General features: G+C 63.4%; 14 protein-coding genes and 1 tRNA gene. 11 read left to right on the forward strand and 4 right to left on the reverse strand.

The annotated features are described in order from the left end of the window. Position 1 precedes the first annotated feature (1 nt). From QP305_RS02120 to QP305_RS02135, 4 genes are all read right to left on the reverse strand, one after another. A complete protein-coding gene (locus QP305_RS02120; RefSeq protein ID WP_284903673.1) occupies positions 2 to 1,648 on the reverse strand; it encodes a sensor histidine kinase in 1,647 nt (548 codons plus the stop codon). 9 nt (positions 1,649 to 1,657) lie between these two features. Next, positions 1,658 to 2,401, reverse strand: coding sequence for a response regulator transcription factor (locus tag QP305_RS02125; protein WP_026428430.1), 744 nt, complete (start codon positions 2,399 to 2,401; stop codon positions 1,658 to 1,660). Positions 2,402 to 2,545: 144 nt separating this feature from the next. After that, a complete protein-coding gene (locus QP305_RS02130; RefSeq protein WP_035276494.1) occupies positions 2,546 to 3,301 on the reverse strand; it encodes a PspA/IM30 family protein in 756 nt (251 codons plus the stop codon). Between the two features lie 100 nt (positions 3,302 to 3,401). Continuing rightward, positions 3,402 to 5,372: a TPM domain-containing protein gene (locus QP305_RS02135; RefSeq protein ID WP_284903674.1), complete on the reverse strand. Its 1,971-nt coding sequence runs from the start codon at positions 5,370 to 5,372 to the stop codon at positions 3,402 to 3,404. Between the two features lie 214 nt (positions 5,373 to 5,586). On the opposite strand from QP305_RS02135, the gene QP305_RS02140 reads away from it, so the two are divergent. From QP305_RS02140 to QP305_RS02190, 11 genes are all read left to right on the forward strand, one after another. After that, positions 5,587 to 5,964, forward strand: coding sequence for a cold-shock protein (locus QP305_RS02140; RefSeq protein ID WP_026428428.1), 378 nt, complete (start codon positions 5,587 to 5,589; stop codon positions 5,962 to 5,964). Continuing rightward, entirely contained in the window at positions 5,957 to 6,802 is an 846-nt protein-coding gene (locus tag QP305_RS02145; RefSeq protein ID WP_284903675.1) for a DUF3027 domain-containing protein, read from the forward strand. The genes QP305_RS02140 and QP305_RS02145 overlap by 8 nt, the downstream gene beginning before the upstream one ends. Before the next feature lie 16 nt (positions 6,803 to 6,818). Further along, the gene (gene manA, locus QP305_RS02150) at positions 6,819 to 8,210 is read left to right on the forward strand and encodes a mannose-6-phosphate isomerase, class I (protein ID WP_284903855.1); all 1,392 of its coding nucleotides are present in this window, start codon (positions 6,819 to 6,821) and stop codon (positions 8,208 to 8,210) included. Positions 8,211 to 8,521: 311 nt separating this feature from the next. After that, complete coding sequence (locus QP305_RS02155) at positions 8,522 to 9,997, forward strand: NCS2 family permease (RefSeq protein ID WP_284903678.1); 1,476 nt, start codon at positions 8,522 to 8,524, stop codon at positions 9,995 to 9,997. A gap of 207 nt (positions 9,998 to 10,204) precedes the next feature. Beyond that, on the forward strand, positions 10,205 to 11,860 hold the full coding sequence (locus tag QP305_RS02160) for an MFS transporter (RefSeq protein WP_284903679.1): 1,656 nt from the start codon (positions 10,205 to 10,207) through the stop codon (positions 11,858 to 11,860). Next, a complete protein-coding gene (locus QP305_RS02165) occupies positions 11,853 to 12,557 on the forward strand; it encodes a metal-dependent transcriptional regulator (RefSeq protein WP_026428424.1) in 705 nt (234 codons plus the stop codon). The genes QP305_RS02160 and QP305_RS02165 overlap by 8 nt, the downstream gene beginning before the upstream one ends. Positions 12,558 to 12,912: 355 nt before the next feature. Beyond that, positions 12,913 to 13,647, forward strand: coding sequence for a C40 family peptidase (locus tag QP305_RS02170; RefSeq protein ID WP_284903682.1), 735 nt, complete (start codon positions 12,913 to 12,915; stop codon positions 13,645 to 13,647). Between the two features lie 101 nt (positions 13,648 to 13,748). After that, positions 13,749 to 14,687, forward strand: coding sequence for a universal stress protein (locus QP305_RS02175; RefSeq protein ID WP_284903684.1), 939 nt, complete (start codon positions 13,749 to 13,751; stop codon positions 14,685 to 14,687). 198 nt (positions 14,688 to 14,885) lie between these two features. Further along, positions 14,886 to 14,957: transfer RNA gene (locus QP305_RS02180), tRNA-Arg, on the forward strand. A gap of 76 nt (positions 14,958 to 15,033) precedes the next feature. Beyond that, positions 15,034 to 15,312 carry a hypothetical protein gene (locus QP305_RS02185; RefSeq protein ID WP_284903685.1) on the forward strand — a complete coding sequence of 93 codons (279 nt, stop codon included), beginning with the start codon at positions 15,034 to 15,036 and terminating at the stop codon, positions 15,310 to 15,312. Further along, positions 15,305 to 16,120 (forward strand): zeta toxin family protein, encoded by an 816-nt coding sequence (locus tag QP305_RS02190; RefSeq protein WP_284903686.1) that lies wholly within the window; start codon positions 15,305 to 15,307, stop codon positions 16,118 to 16,120. The genes QP305_RS02185 and QP305_RS02190 overlap by 8 nt, the downstream gene beginning before the upstream one ends. Positions 16,121 to 16,126 lie beyond the last annotated feature (6 nt).

Consider the following 16,126-nt stretch of genomic DNA (forward strand, 5'->3'; position numbering starts at 1 on the left):
CCTATTCCTGCGCGCTCGGTTTCGCGGGCGCGAGCGCATCGGGACTCTGGCACGGTTCGCTCGGTGCGGGGAAGGTGAGCTGCACCGTGAGCCCGCCACCGGGGGTGGTGAGCGCCCGGGCGGTACCGTGATGGGCGGCCATAATGGCGGCAACAATCGCCAGGCCCAGCCCGGAGCCCCCCGATTCGCGCGAACGTGAATAATCCGGGCGGTAGAACCGCTCGAAGATCCGCTGGGAATCCGCCTCGGAAATACCCGGGCCGTGATCGCGCACCTCGATAGTGGGCTGGCCCTCCGCGATGCCCACCGCCACTTCCACCGGGCTGGCTTCCGGGGCGTGCGCGAGCACATTCGACAGCAAATTGGCGATCACCTGGGTGATACGATCCGCATCTCCGTGTACCTCCACCACCTCGGGCGGAGGGGTGCTCCCATCCAAAGCGACCACCGTGGCGGTGCGCTGTGGGGCCCGCACCCGGAAATCAAGGATGGCGTTATCGGCCAGCTTGGCCAGATTGACGCAATCAAGATTGAGGGGCCGGTTTTCATCCAGGCGGGCCAGCTGGAGCAGATCCTCCACCAACCCGGCCATGCGGTTGGCTTCCGATTCCACCCGCTCCATCGCCTCGGGGACCCGCTCCGGGGGAACCCCGCCCAGGCGGTACAGCTCGGAATACCCGCGCACGGTGGCCAGCGGGGTGCGTAATTCGTGGGAGGCGTCTGAAACGAAGCGCCGCATTTTTGCTTCCGAGCGCTCTTTTTCCGCGAAGGCGTGCTCGATTTGGGCGAGCATAACGTTAATAGAGTTGGCGAGCATCCCAACTTCGTCGTCGTCCTCACCGTGCGGGACGCGTTCGGCCAGGTGCCCTTCCGCGATGGTATGCGTGGCTGCCTCGATATCACGCAGGGACCGCAAGGTACGCGATACCAGGCCGGTAACGGCAAGCCCCGCGGCCAGCACGGTCGCGAGCCCGGCGAGCACGAAAATAAGGCGCAGCCGCGCAATCGTAAATTCGATAGGGCCGAGCGGCTGGGCAATAATAATATTCCCGGTAATGAGGCCGCCGGTGGACGTCGGGCTAATGGGGTGCACCAGCACCCGCCAATCCGAGCCGTACAGGGTGGAAGGAACCGTGACCGGCTCTTCGGAACCCAGGCTGGCAATACGTTCAAGTTCGCGCGGGTAACCGAATTCTTCCACCGCCCCCGGGTTGGGCAGCTCGTAGGTGGTCACGTCCCGCTGCCCGGCAATACCCCAATTGACCCGCACGAAGAAATCGGAAAGGTTGAGGGAGGACTGGCTGGCGCCGGGCATCTCCTGGAGGAACATTCGTTCCACCGAGCGTGCATTCGTGGTCAGATCCTGGTCGATAGTGGAGACCAGGTATTGCTTGAGGAGGGTGACCGAAGCGAAACCCAAAAAGGTTGCCGCGGTGCCTACCAGAATAACGAAGGCAATAATGAGGCGGCCGGCCAGGGTGCGGGCCGGCCGCAGCGCGCGCCGGAAAACTCCGCCGCGGCGGGTGCGCGCGGGGGCATCGGTAGCCGGGTGGTCCGGTCGCGTCGAGGTGCCGGGATTCGCCGGGCGGCCCGGCGCGCCCGGAGCCCCCGCGCTTTCCGCAGGGAACGGATCGTGACGTTGGGTCATAACCGAATGCTATTTGGAAGCACGCAGAACGTAGCCGATGCCACGGCGTGTGTGGATGAGCGGCACAAGATTGCGTGCCTCCTCCGGGTCGGTAATCCCCAGCGCTTCCGGGGAATCAATTTTGCGCCGCAAATAGGAAATATAGGATTCCACGATGGAGATTTCGCCCTGCCAGTTGTAATCCCATACATGGTCGAGGATCTGAGATTTAGAAACCACCCGCTCGGCGTTAATAATGAGGTAGCGCAGCAGCTTGAATTCGGTGGGGGAGAGCTCCACCGGCCGGCCGGCGCGGGTGACTTCATAGGAATCTTCGTTCATTTCTAGATCCGCGTAGCGCAGCACCGCCGATTCGGTTTCTTCCGGGCTGGTGCGCCGCAGTACCGCGCGGATACGAGCCACCACTTCCTCCAGGGAGAACGGCTTGGTGATGTAATCATCCCCGCCCACGGTCAAGCCCTGGACCTTGTCTTTCACATCATCGCGAGCGGTGAGGAACAGCACGGGCAGATCGTGATCACGTTCGCGCAGACGGCGCAGCACTTCAAAGCCGTCCATGCCCGGCATCATAATATCGAGGACGGCCAGGTCCAGATGCTGATTTTGCTGGTGAGCGAGGGCTTCCGCGCCATCGGCGGCGGTGTACACATCGAATCCGGCGAACCGGAGAGAAACGGAAAGAAGTTCACGAATCGAGGGCTCATCATCAACAACGAGGATGGCCGCTTCGGGAGTGTGCTCGGTAGGCGTCATGACGTTAAGGAAACTCGAGGTATCTGGAAGCTTCCTGAAAGTTTGCGGGAAGCGAAAGCAAAGCGGTGGGAGCGATGGCGGTGGAACGACGACGCCGCGGGCCGGGGTGGCGCTGCCACCCCGGCCCGGGAAGTCGGCTGCGCTTTAGTAGCTGGAGAAGTCCCGGCCTTCGAGTTGCGCGGGTTCTTGGCCGCTCTTGAGGGCGGCTAGGCGCGCTTCGATTTCTGCGTCGTCGGAATGATCCTCCAATTCGGCGAATTGGTCAGCCAAGCTCAGGGAGGCAACTTCGGCCTTGCCCTGCGCCAGGGCTTCCTGGCGGCGGACCCGGTCTTCGAAACGCGCCAGCTCGCTGGTGGGATCAAGCACGTTGATCGAGGAGATGGCGTCCTGCACCTGGCTTTGCGCCTCGGCGGACTTCTGGCGCGCCACCAGGGTGTCACGCTTATTCTTGAGCTCGGTGAGCTTCTCCTTCATCTGGGTGAGCCCGGATTTGAGCTGCTCCACCACCTTTTCCTGGGAGGCGAGCATGGGTTCGGCATCCTTGGCTTCGCGTTCGTACTGGATCTGCTTGCTCAGCGCCACTTTCGCCAGGTCATCCCAGTGGTTCGCGCCCGCTTCATCGCCTTTGGCGCGCATCTCATCGGCGCGGCGCGAGGAGGCGATGGCCTTCTGGCCCCAATCGCGCGCGGCCTTGACGTCCTCGTTGTAATCGGATTGCGCCAGGCGCAGATTGCCCACGGTCAGGGCCACGGCATCTTCGGCTTCCGCGATGGAATTCTTGTAATCGCGCACCATCTGGTCGAGCATTTTCTGCGGGTCTTCCGCGCGGTCGAGGAGCGCGTTAATATTCGCCTTCGCGAGCTGGGTAATGCGTCCGAGGATTGTTTGTTTTTCAGCCATGATCAGCCTTTCTCTGTGTTATCGAGTAGGAATGGGGTGATGTACTGGATAGATAGTATCCGGGCGGGGCGCGATCAACGGACGCACGCGGCCACCGGTGTTAGAACGAACGGCTCCCTCCTCCCGCGGCGCCACCGCCGCCAAATCCGCCGAAGCCCCCGCCTCCGGAGCCGCCTCCGAAACCGCCGAAGCCTCCGCCGAATCCGCTGGAGCGCTCGCCGCCAAAACCGGAACCCCAGCCCGAACCCCAACCGGAATTGTGGCGGGATCCGCCGCTGGTCAGCGAGCCGAGGAACATGCCGAGCAGCAGGCTGCCCACGTCCCCGCCGCCGTTGCCGCCGTTGCCGCCGTTGCCGCCGAAACCTCCCGCAGCGCGGGCGGACATCGCCTCCTGCACCGCATCCGTGGCGCGCTGGGCATAGGATTCGGCCCGCGCGTAATAATCGCGGCGTTTAGCCAGGTCATCGCTGGTATCCCCGGCTTGGAGCGCGGTGCGAGCCGCCTCCAGCGGGGCGCGCGCCTCATTCCCGGTGCTCCAGCGGTTCTGCGAGACCATCGCCTCCGCCCGCTGCACTGCCGCCCGGGCTCGCTGGCGATCCCGTTCCAGCCCGGCCACTTGGCGCCGGTAGTTTTCCTCTGCATCCCGAGCCGGGGCAAGAGCCGCGTCCAGGGCATTTTCCGCCTCGGTGAGCTCGCGGATTCCGGCGAGCGGATCCACCCGCTCCCCGCGATATTTCTCCACCATCGCCTCCGCCCGATCCCGCGCGGCCCCGACCTGGGCATTCCCGCCGCCGATGCGATGAGCATCCGCGATATCCGCGGAAATTGAGGAGATATGTTCACCTAGCTGGGCGAAAGCCCGATTGACAGATTCTTGGACGTTGGAAATAGCGCGGTAGCGTTCCGCGGCCTCGTCCAGAGCCTGTTCGGCGATGCGCACAAAAGGCACGGCCTGGTTGCGTTCACCCGTGCCGAGCAGCTGATCGACCTGCCCGAGCGCATCCTCCGCCCCGGCCAGCAACGCCTCAATATCCGCCGGGTAGGTGCGGAAACTCGCCACCGCATTCTCCCCGTAGGTGGCCGCCAAGGAATCCAATTGCCGGGTGGCGCTGGGAAGATTGGCGCGAATATCCGCTGCGCCCTCGCGCACCCGCGCCGCGGCCTCCTCCACATTGGCCGCCAAATCCCGCAGCCGCGCGAATTCTTCTTCCTGCTCGGTAATGGCCCGCTGTGCCTTTTCCGTGAGCTCCAGAATCGCGGTGTTATAGGAACGTACCTGCTCCGGGGTATCGGGAATATCGTCATCTAAAAGCTGGCGCTGGTTGAAAGCCTCCTGGAGATACTGCTGTGCCTGCGCGAGCGCCTGGTCAAAGCCGCGCACCGAATTCACCCCGAATTGCGCCCGCGCGAAATTGAGTTCCGCGGCGGCACTGCGAACGCCGTCGTCCGTCGCTAAGAGCGCCGCGGCGGCACGTTTGCCGAGCACGGCCAGATCTTCACGAGTTTTATTTTCCGCCTGCTTGCGTTTCCGCGCGCGCACGAAAACAATGGCCCCGATAATAACGACGACGGCGCCGCCCCCGAGCGCCAAGCTGGCCCAATCCGTTTCTTCGCCCTGCGCCAGCTCCCGGGTATAGGCGAGGGAACCCTCCAGCCAGCGGCCGTCCCGGTAGGCCTTGCGCACCTCCGCGGTAAAAGCCTTATCCAGATCGGAAGCGGAAAAACTCGCGCGGCCGTAGGCGTAGCCCAGCTGGCGGCTATCCACGGCCACGGCGATGAGGGTGGCATCGCTGGACAGTCCGGCTCGATTGAATGTTTCGATGGGCCACTGGTCCGCGCCTGCGCCGTCGAACCTATTAACAAAAACGAAACGCACCGCGTAATCCGTCTCATCTTGGAGGCGATTGAGGGAGGTGCGTAGCTGCTCTTCTTCGCTGGCGGAAAGAACCTGGGCCTGATCGGTGACCGGATCAACGCTGGAGAGGGGTTCTTCCGCGGCGGCCAGCGGGCCGGAAAGAAGCAGCGCGCCCGCGAGCGCGAGTGTTCCAGCTATCCGGCGTACGATCCCCATAACTTCAACCTTCCGTGCCCCCGGTGCGGCACCGGGCCTGCCCCTTACGTGGTGGACAGCACAATTTAACCACAGCATTCTGGGAGCGGGATGGGAAAAGGGGCCGGGGGCGTTCAGCCGGTAGCGTTGCCTGTGCCCGCGGGGGCGCTGGTAGAATGACGCTGGTGCTTCGCCCGACCGTGTGCGAAGCGTTTTTGCTAGAAATGAGAGTGTTGTGCCAACCGGAAAGGTTAAGTTTTTCGACGCCGCTAAGGGCTTCGGCTTTATTGTCAGCGATGAGGACGGTGCGCAGGTCTTCCTGCCCTCCTCGGCCCTCCCGGAAGGGCTCACGCCGCGCAAGGGTCAGCGGGTGTCCTTCGGGCTTGCCGATACGCGCCGCGGCCCGCAAGCACTCAATGTCGAACCGATAACCAAACTTGAATCGCTCGCGCGGAAGAATAGGCGTTCCCCGGAAGAAACGGTGGTGATCGTGGAAGATCTCATTCGGCTTCTGGACGGGGCCTCCACCCAGCTTCGGCGCGGCCGCTACCCGGAAGGGGGAGGGCAGATCGCGCGCGCCTTGCGTGCGGTTGCCGATGATTTTGATGCCTAAGAATGAAGAAAAAGAAGAAAATGCCGGGGGTGCGGGGGCCGAAGCCCCGGAATTGCACTTCCCCGAGGTGCGGGTAGAAGGTCACGCGGATGAGGGTGCGGATGTGGCGCGCCCGGAGGATCGCGTTGATGAAAACGTGGCGGTGACCCCGGATGATAAGCGGGTGGAGCCGCAGTCCGGCCTGCCCGAAGATCGGGTGCTGGCCGCGGCTGTTGATGAAGCGCGGGCAACCCTGATTGAGGCCGTGGCAGAACGTTTCGTGGGGGAGTACGCGGGATTCCTCGCCGAGGATACCCGGGTGGTCTCCTACCTCTTTACCTGTACCCATCCGGGGTATCACGGCTGGTACTGGAGTATTACGGTGAGCCGGGCGAGCCGGGCTCGCGCCGTGACCTTTAATGAGATTGAGATGCTGCCCGGTGCGGGTGCTTTGCTGGCTCCGCGCTGGGTGCCGTGGAGCGAACGGCTGGCCAAGCTGGAAACAGAAAAAGCGCAGGCTCGGGCTGCCTCGGAAAAGGAACGCAAGGAATCGGCGCGGGCTGCCGCGGCGGAGAAGGCCGAGCGCGCCGAGCGCAGCGGGCGGCGGCGCCGGGTGCGGCGCAAGATCGCGGGCGTGGAAAGCGAAACCGGCGCGGTAGAAACGGACGCTGCCTCTCCGGCAGCAGCGCCGGCCCCTAGTTCCGAATCCGCTCAGGAACCGGCAGCTGAAGCGGCGGCAGTAGAAGTAGCCGCGAGCCCGGCCAATGGCGTGGCTCCGGTGATTCGCCGCGGGCGCGAGCGCACCGTGGTGCGCGGATCGCGCGGGCGGCGCTACCAGGCCACCGGCGCCCTGAGCTAAAACAGGAGCAGCGGTGATGCGGATCCAAGGGCGAGCCAGGGACTATGCGTGGGGCGGAACGAGCGCGCTTCCCGCGCTCTTCGGTTATGCACCGGCGGAAACCCGGGTGGCGGAAATCTGGCTTGGCGCCCACCCCGATGATTCCGCCCAGGTGATTGCCGCCCAGGATGCCCCGCTTTTCGACCTGGCCCAGCTCTACCCTTCCGCACCGACCGGGGAACACCGGATCGGGCGCGAATCGGAAGTGAACGAGCCCGGGCGCGCCGCGCTGCGCGGGGTACGCGGGCGGCGGCGCTCGCGGCGCCGGGCCGGCCCGGTGCGAGGCCCGCGCACCCCAGAGCTGCCGGAAGAATCCGCCACCCTGGTAGCTCCCGGCGGGCCGAGCCTGCGCGATCTGATTGCACGGGATCCCGAGGAAATGCTCGGCGCGGATGTGGCGCGCCGGCACGGGGGCGAATTACCGTATCTACTCAAACTTATTGCCCCGCACCAGCCGCTCTCCCTCCAGGTTCACCCCTCCCTCGAGCAGGCCCGCGCCGGCTTCGAGCGGGAAGAAGCCGCCGGAATTTCCCGCACTGCTCCCCACCGTTCCTACCGGGATCGCAATCACAAACCGGAACTGGCCTACGCCCTCACGCCTTTTGAGGCGATCTGCGGGCTGCGCACCCCGCGGCGCATCGCCGAGGTACTCGGCGGCCTCGGCCTGCCCCTCACGAACCGGCTCGCCGCCCTCGTGGAAGAACGCGGGGTGGGAGCGGTCTTTGCCGATCTCCTTTCCGCGGGAACCCGCCCGGCACCCGAGCAGATCGAGCAGGTGGTGGCCGCCTGCGCCGCCCGCCTGGAGCGCGGCGCCTCGCCCTCCCCGCGCGCGGACCGCATTGTGGAAACCCTAGCCCAGCACTATCCCGGCGACCCGGGAGTGGTGGCCTCCCTCCTCATGAATCCGGTGACCTTACGCCCCGGAGAAGCCCTCTTTATCCCCGCCGGGACAGTTCATGCTTATCTGTCCGGAACCGCGGTGGAAATCATGGCGGCCTCCGATAACGTGCTGCGCGCCGGCCTCACCCCGAAACACGTGGACGTGGCCGAATTGCTGCGAATTATGGACGACGCCGCAGTCCCGCCCATCCGCATCGCCCCCGAGCATATGAGCGAAGCGGTTTCCACTTTCTATGTTCCCGTGGACGATTTTGAACTCTCGGTGGTTCACCTGCGTGATGCCACCACCATTGAAAAGCTGCGTTCGCGCGGCCCGCGCACCGTGGTCTGCCTGGAAGGCGCGGTGGAAGTCTTCGCCGGGGGTCGGCGTGAACCGCTCAACTCCGGGCAGGCGGTTTTCGTGCCGCACTGTGATGGAGAATTAGCGGTCCGCGGGTTTGGCGACGTCGTCGTCGCATCTGTTCCGTAACAACCCGGGCCGTGCGCGCTGGTATTCGCATCGCGGTGAGGTCTGGCGCGGAGTCTGCGTGGCCGGACTCACGCGGGAGGTGAAGGGGTGGAAAACCGCGCCACCGCGCCATTCCTTCACCACATCCCGCGCGTGTCTCAAAATATGAGACGAAAAGAGCGAAAAAGCGTCCAAATAATGAGACGCTCCTTGCGTGGGTGGTGACCGCAGTTCAAGAATGGGTGCCGGTGGCGGTCAGGACCGCCCGTCAATCTTGCGGATCACGCGCTCGCCAGCGCATAACGGACCGCACGACTACCGAGGAGATCTTCGTGAGCGTAACTTCCACGCACGTCGAGACGAACCACAGCACAACCTCCGAGCCGAAGCGGGATTTTTTCCGGCTGCGCGAACGCGGGACCACCGTGGCCCGCGAATTGCGCGGCGGGCTGGTCACCTTCGTGGCCATGGCCTACATTCTGGTTCTTAACCCCATTATCCTGTCGGGTCCGGATTCCACCGGCGCCTACCTGGGCGGCGGCACCGAGGGCCCGAACCTCCCGGCCATCGCTGCCGGCACCGCCATCGTGGCCGGCCTCATGACGCTGCTCACCGGCGTCATCGCTAATTTCCCGCTGGCCATGGCGGCCGGGCTGGGCCTCAATACCATCGTCGGCGTAGTTATCGTGCAGATGCCCGGAATGACCTGGGCTGACGGTATGGGAATTATCGTTATTGAAGGTATCGTCATCACGCTGCTCGTGGTGACGGGCCTGCGTGAAGCCATTTTCCGGGCGGTGCCGAAGTTCTTGCGCACCGCCATTTCTGTGGGCCTGGGACTCTTCATCACCCTGGTTGGGCTGGTCAATGCCGGCCTCATCCGCCCCGGCGAAGGCACCATCATGTCCTTCGGGATCAACGGCTCCATCGCCTCCTGGCCGCTGGCCGTGTTCGTGTTCGGCCTCTTCCTCACCGCGATCTGCCTGCTGCGCGGGGTGCCCGGCACGCTCCTCATCGGCATCGTGTCCTCGACCGTCGCGGCCGTGATCGTCAATATTATTGCCAAGCCCGGAAGCGTGGCCGGCGGCGACGTGACCGGTTGGAACGGCGGGGCGCCCGCCCTCAACGGCTCCCCGGTGCAAATCCCCGACTTCTCCACCCTCGGATGCTTCTCCGTGGTGGGGCCCTTCCAGAAGCTCGGCGTTATTTCCGTGGTGGTGCTGGCCTTCTCCGTGATGCTCGCCGACTTCTTCGACACCATGGGCACCATGGTCGCGGTCGCTTCCGAAGGTGACCTCCTCGACGAAGACGGCATGCCCTACCACACCTCCCGCATCCTGCTCCTTGATTCCCTCGCGGCGCTGGCCGGCGGTATGGGTGGCGTATCCTCGAACACCTCTTTTGTTGAGTCGACGACGGGCGTAGCTGACGGTGCGCGCACCGGCCTCGCATCGGTGACCACCGGCGCCCTCTTCCTGCTCTCCATTTTCTTCGCACCCCTCGTGACCCTGGTTCCTTCCGAAGCGGCCGCTCCCGCGCTGGTCGCGGTGGGCTTCCTCATGATGCAGCAGGTGACCGAGATCGACTGGGACGACCTGAGCGTGGGGATCCCGGCCTTCCTCACCGTTGCCCTCATGCCCTTCTCCTACTCCATTACGGTAGGCATCGGGGTGGGCTTCATCGCCTACGTCATTATGGCGGTGGCGGCCGGCAAGGCTCGCAAGGTCCACCCGCTCATGTGGGGCACGCTCGTTGCCTTCGTGATCTACTTCCTGCTTGACCCGATTCAGAAACTCCTGCTCGGCTAAGCACTTCGGCTGCCAGCTCAATCACGGCGGGCCCGCCCCTCCCCGGGGCGGGCCCGCCGTGCGTCGTCGTACTATTTTCGCCGGTGAGACAAAGGCGAGCTTTGCCTGGCCGTGCGTGATAAACTCACCGCAGATAGCGCAGCTACGAGCCCGCCGCGCCCGTCGGCCGCTATAGTTATCGGATTTTTCCGCAGGGGGCAGGATTTAGTGGGGCGTACATTCGCCAGTTTGAAATACCGCAACTACGCTATTTGGTTCGCTGCCTCGTTGGTCGCCAATACCGGCGGGTGGATGCAACGCACCGCCCAGAACTGGCTCGTTATGAGCGACCTGACCAATAATGATGCTTTTGCCGTGGGTATTGTGACGGCGCTGCAATTCGTTCCCATTCCTTTTATTATGCCGCTGGCCGGCGCGCTCGCTGACCGCCTCGATAAACGCAAAATGGTGGTCCTCACCCAATTCGGGATGCTGCTCACCGCGGTGGCCCTGGGGGTGCTGGTGCTGCTGGGCTGGGCGAATGTGCTGGTGGTTTGCCTGTTCGCCCTGGCCATCGGGGTGATTCAATCCTTCGATAATCCGCCGCGCCTCGTTTTTATTTCCGAATTGGTGCCCCCGCGCTGGCTGCCTAACGCCGTGGGCCTGAACTCCATGTCCTTTAATATTGCGCGCCTCATCGGGCCGGCGCTGGGCGGTTTGCTTATCGGGGTGATCGGCACCGGCTGGGTCTTCATTATTAACGGCATCATGTTCGGGGCCACCCTTATTGCGCTTGCGCTTATGCGCCCGGAGGAATTTCATCCGGCGCCGCGGCCGGAGAAGAAAGTTTCCGCGATTCAGGGAACGATTGACGGCCTGCGTTACGTGGGCAACCGTTCCGACCTCCTCGTGATTTTCGCGGTGGTGGGGGTGGTGTCCTGCCTGGCCATGAATACTCCGCTCACCACGGTGTCCATGTCCACCATGGAATTCCACGCCGACTCCACCCAATTCGGCATTGTTTCCTCCATGGTGGCGGTGGGTTCGCTCTCCGGTGCCGTGGTGGGCGCGCGGCGCACCAAGCAACCGCGGGTACGCTCCGTGGTGGGAGCGGGCGTGGCCATGGGTATTGCGGTGACCGCCAATGCGCTGGCCCCGAACCTGCTGATCTACACCCTCACCCTGGTGCCGGTCGGTTTCTTTATGCTCATCATGCTCACCGCCGCCAATGCCGCGGTGCAGATGTCTACTTCTCCGCAGATGCGCGGGCGCGTGGTTTCCCTCTACCAGACGGTTAACCAGGGCGTGACCCCGATTGGTTCGCTGGTGGTTGGCGGTATTTCCGGGGCGGCCGGGGCGCGCTGGGGCGTGGGCATCGGCGCGATTGGCTGCCTGGTGGCCACCGTGGGTGCCTACCTGTGGGGCCGGCGCAAATGGGATGTGGAAGTGCATTACCGGGTGCGCCACCCCTTCCAGCTGGAGATTCTCGGGCCGCTCGAACACGAAAATGAGGAGCGTGAAGCGCAGCTGCGGGCCAATCGCACCGGGCAGACGGATAGTGGGCAAAGCTTTACCGCTGAGGATCACGACGAAGTGGAAGCCGATCTTTTCGAACCGGAGGACGAAGCGCACGATAGCGAGCTGCGGTCGAGTGAGGCATCGGCCGCCGCGGTGCAGGAAACGGAACCGAACGAAAGCGCGCCGGGCGAGAACGTAGCGCACGATAGCGAGTCGCACGAGAGCGTAGCTCGCGGCTCGGAAACTGGGCATTCCCCGCAGCGCGCGGGCAGCTTAGAATGGCAAGATACGCATGAGGAACCGGATGCGGGCGGGTACCCGGATGCCGCCCCCGCCGCAGAGACGAAGGAGACGCGCGATGAGTGATGACCTTGTTGATACCCGCGAGATGTACCTCAAAGCGGTCTACGAACTCGAAGAAGAAGGAATCGTTCCGCTGCGCGCCCGGCTCGTGGAGCGCCTGAGCCAATCCAAACCCACCGTCTCGGAAACCGTGGCGCGCCTGGAACGTGACGGCATGATGTACCTGGATACCGACCGCGCCATCGTGCTCACCGACGAAGGCCGGCGCATCGCCACCAGCGTGATGCGCAAACACCGGGTAGCCGAATGTTTCCTTCTCCACGTGCTCGGGATGCCCTGGGAGCACGTGCATGCCGAAGCCTGCCGCTGGGAGCATGTGATGTCCCGCGAACTGGAAGAACGCATTTCCCACGTGCTGGGCGAGCAGGGCTACGAACTCAGCCACGATCCTTTCGGCAACCCGATTCCCGCGGAAAATTCCATGGGTCCCGGCGCGGATATTGCCGCGCGCACCGGCCTACTCGCCGTGGCGGATTACCTGGAACGCAACCCGAACGGTGGGAAAGTCACCATTGCGCGCATCGGCGAAGTGGTGCAAACCGACGACGACCTCCTCGAAGCCATGGCCGCGGCCGGCATTAAACCCGATGCTGCGGTGACCATCAGTGTTGAGGACGACGGCGATATCCTCGCCCACGGGGCAAGCGGAGTTCTTCCCCTGACTGACTGGATTCGCAAACACCTCCTCGTGCACGCCTGAGGCGGCCGGGCTGGAGGCGGTGCGCCTCGAGTGGCAATGAAAGCCGGATGATCGGCCTGACGGAGCGGTAGTGCGGCGTCGTCGTTCCCGTGGTCTCCACCACAGTTCGTCACCTCAGCGTGACGTAAGCCGCGAAAAAGTATATCAAAACGTTATAAACGGGTGCTGGGAAAAGCCTGATATCACGCGAAAAAAGTGGAGGAAAGGCCGGGAGTTCGCCGTTTTGGGATGATAACGGCCCTCCTGTGCCACTTGTTACATAAACGTGACAATTCGTTGCCTAATCGTTACGCTAATGGACGTACCGAAAGTGCCCCTCGGGGCGCGCAGGAAAAGTTTTGTAGGAGATCATCCCATGACCGGACGCCACGCTCTTGATACGCGGTCGCAGGCTCATAACCTCGCGAACCCCGCAGTACGTGGTCTCACCGCAGCTCTCGTTGTGGGCGGCGCAGCAGCACTGATCGTTCCGAATGCGGCGGCTGATACCGCGGCGGCGCCCGCCAAGGCGGCGCTGTCCAACCCGCACGCGCAGGACGTTGCCGCTGGCATCGCCGGCACCACGAGCGCCACCTCGGAATGGAAGATCGAACAGATCAACATTCAATCCGCAGCTCCGGCTATTGAAGTAGCTGCCCCGGCCGCCAGCGCCACCACCGCCGCGGCTGAAACCGCCACCGCCTCCTCTGATAACGATGCCGCTCCCGCAGCCGCGGGCATTGGCGTGGAAGTAGAAGCCGCGCCCAGCGCTATCGGCTCCTCCGTTCTTGATACCGCCCTCAGCGGCGTGGGCTCGCCCTATGTATGGGCTGGCACCACCCCCTCCGGTTGGGATTGCATCGGCTTCGTGCGTTGGGTCTACGCCCAGCACGGCGTTGCCATCGGCGGGTACACCACCTCGGTGCTCTCGGTGGGCCGCCAGGTTTCCTACGCGGAAGCCCAGCCCGGTGACATCCTCTACTGGCCCGGCCACGTGGCGATCTCGCTGGGCAACGGCAAGAATGTGGCGGCGTGGAACCCGAGCATGGGTACCCGCGTGGGTCCGGATTCGTGGTGCGGTGATACCCCCATCGTGATCCGCGTTTCCTAAAGCGCGCCTGCCGCGAGGTTTGAGAAGAATTATGTGCGAACGCCGTCGGAGCTCCCGGCGGCGTTCGTATTTTACGCACGGTTCCACCCCGGGGCGGGCCCGTGGGAGAATGGGCAACGGAGGTAACGATGTACCAGCATGAGAATTCCGTGGTCGTTGGGGTGGATGGCTCCCCCGAATCGCGCGCAGCACTTGTGTGGGGCGCGCACGTGGCCGTGAGTCGCAATGCCACCCTGCGGGCCCTCACCTGCTACCAGGAAGGCCCCGATCCGCGCGGCTCCTATGAGAGCGCCATGAGTATCGCGCGGGAGGCGCTCGCCCAGGAAGGTGTGGCGGGCCTGGCGGGGCTGGAAGCCACCGCGGTCGCGCTACCCGGGGATCCGGTTGAGCTACTCCTGGCAGAATCCAAAACCGCTTCGCGGCTGGTGGTCGGGTATTCCGGGGCGGATACCGCGGATATTGACCAGCTGGGCGTGGTGGCCGGCGCGATTGTTTCCAAGGCGTACTGCCCGGTTGCCGTAGTGCCGCTCCAGCATTCGCGGCGCCTGCCGATTCGCCACATTGTGGTGGGAGTGGACGGCTCACAGGAATCGAAATACGCGCTTAATTTGGCGGTGCGGATGGCCGGGCGCTGGGGCGCGCAGGTCTCCGCAATTAACGCGGTGTCGGTCACGCGCGCCGGGGGCGGCCTGCTTCCCGGCGGGGATATGACCCGCGAAATTCTGGATGACACCCGCCTGGGCCTGGAAGAAACCGTGGCCGAAGTGTTGCGCGGGGATGAAACCGTACAGGTGCGCTGCTACGCGGTGGAAGGCTCCGCGGCAGAAATCATGGCGGAATTCTCTAGCTCCGTGGACCTGGTGGTCGTGGGAGCGCGCGGCCGCGGCGGAATTACCGGGCTGCTTTTTGGCTCCACTAGCCACACGCTGCTCCTTGGCACCCAATCGCCGGTGCTCGTGGTGCCAACCCACGCCACCAAGAACCTCCACGTTCCGGATACTAATGTGCCCTGGGATGTGCCCGATCCTTCGGCGCAGTAACTGGTGTGGTGGTGCGAGGTGCCCGGGTGGTCTCGCGTGCGGGGTCTGGGCGACAGCGCACATTCCGGCGGTAGGGTGAGCCGCGATAAGTAGCGCGGCACCGCATGCGGTAAGTGGCGCCCACGGTGCCACGCAGAGTAACCTGGAACGGTTATCTTATTCCTACCGTCGTTCGGATGAACGGGCGGCGGTAGGCCCGCCCTCGTAGCTCAGGGGAAGAGCGACCGCCTCCTAAGCGGTAGGTCGAAGGTTCGAATCCTTTCGGGGGCACAGTAGATCGGTGCGCGGGTAGCCCGTGTGGGGGCTACTGCTTAGGATAGAACAAGGGCGAAAGGGGCGTGACACCATGACGGAGCCTTTTGGTTACGAGGACTATTCCAACACGGTTCTTTATGACGTGTTCTATGAAGCGGGAACGATGCTTTGCGGGCGTTATATTTCCCTTTCCAGACAGGCGGATATTGCGGGTGACGAAGCACGTCGAGCGGTTTACGATGGTAAATACCTCGAGCTCATTGAGCAGCGCGATGCTGTGAATGAAAATGATCGGGCGGAACAGATTCGTTGTATTCGCTCGTGGCATGCACTGCGTGAGCAATTACCCACCACTCTTTCTCATGTGTGATCTTGATATCCGCGCAGAGTGGATCCGTCGCGTCAAACCACGAGTATTCGCCAGATCTCGGGTATCGCTATCGCCGGTATCCATTTTTCTCGGTGGCCAGCCAGGTGCCGGTAAAACCAAAACACAAAAAACGGTAATATCTCGCTATCTCGATGAAAATATTACGCGCATTATCGGCGATGATCTGCGAGCTTTTCATCCCGATTATGATTGGCTATGCCAGAACGATCCTCTCCAGATGCCTCACATAACTGCCCAAGCCTCTGGCCAATGGATCGCGATGTGCATCGATTGGGCGTCACAAAACTCGTTTTCCACTCTGGTTGAAGGAACATGGCGCAATACCGCGATGGTAATAACCGAAGCTAGGAAAGCGCGCGAGCTTGGGCGCCGCACGCACGCGATTATTCTTGCGGTTCCACCGGTGCTTTCCCAAGCAGGATTATTGGAGCGATTTTACGCGGATCGGTTACGCGGCTTGCCTGCTCGCTGGACGCCACCCGAAGCACATGAGGTGGCGGTAAACGCTCTTGACCAAACGGTTGCGGCGGTATGTGCGAGCATGAGTCCTTTCGACCGTTTCACGGTTACGAATCGTTCGGGTAACTATCTTTACGACGGCGCACCAGCGAGCCGCGGTCTTGAAGTTTTCCGGCACGAGTTTCATAGGGGACTTTCCGTGCAGGAAAAGGAATATTTAGCGGAGCTCGTTCCTCGTTTGGATGAAGGTATACGGAAGTTCACTCCCGACGATATGCCTGTTATGGCACTTGTGGAGAATATTCGGAAAACCCTCGAATCCGGGTAGGCTGGG

Source organism: Actinotignum timonense (assembly GCF_030216305.1).
Taxonomy (GTDB): Bacteria; Actinomycetota; Actinomycetes; order Actinomycetales; family Actinomycetaceae; genus Actinotignum; species Actinotignum timonense_A.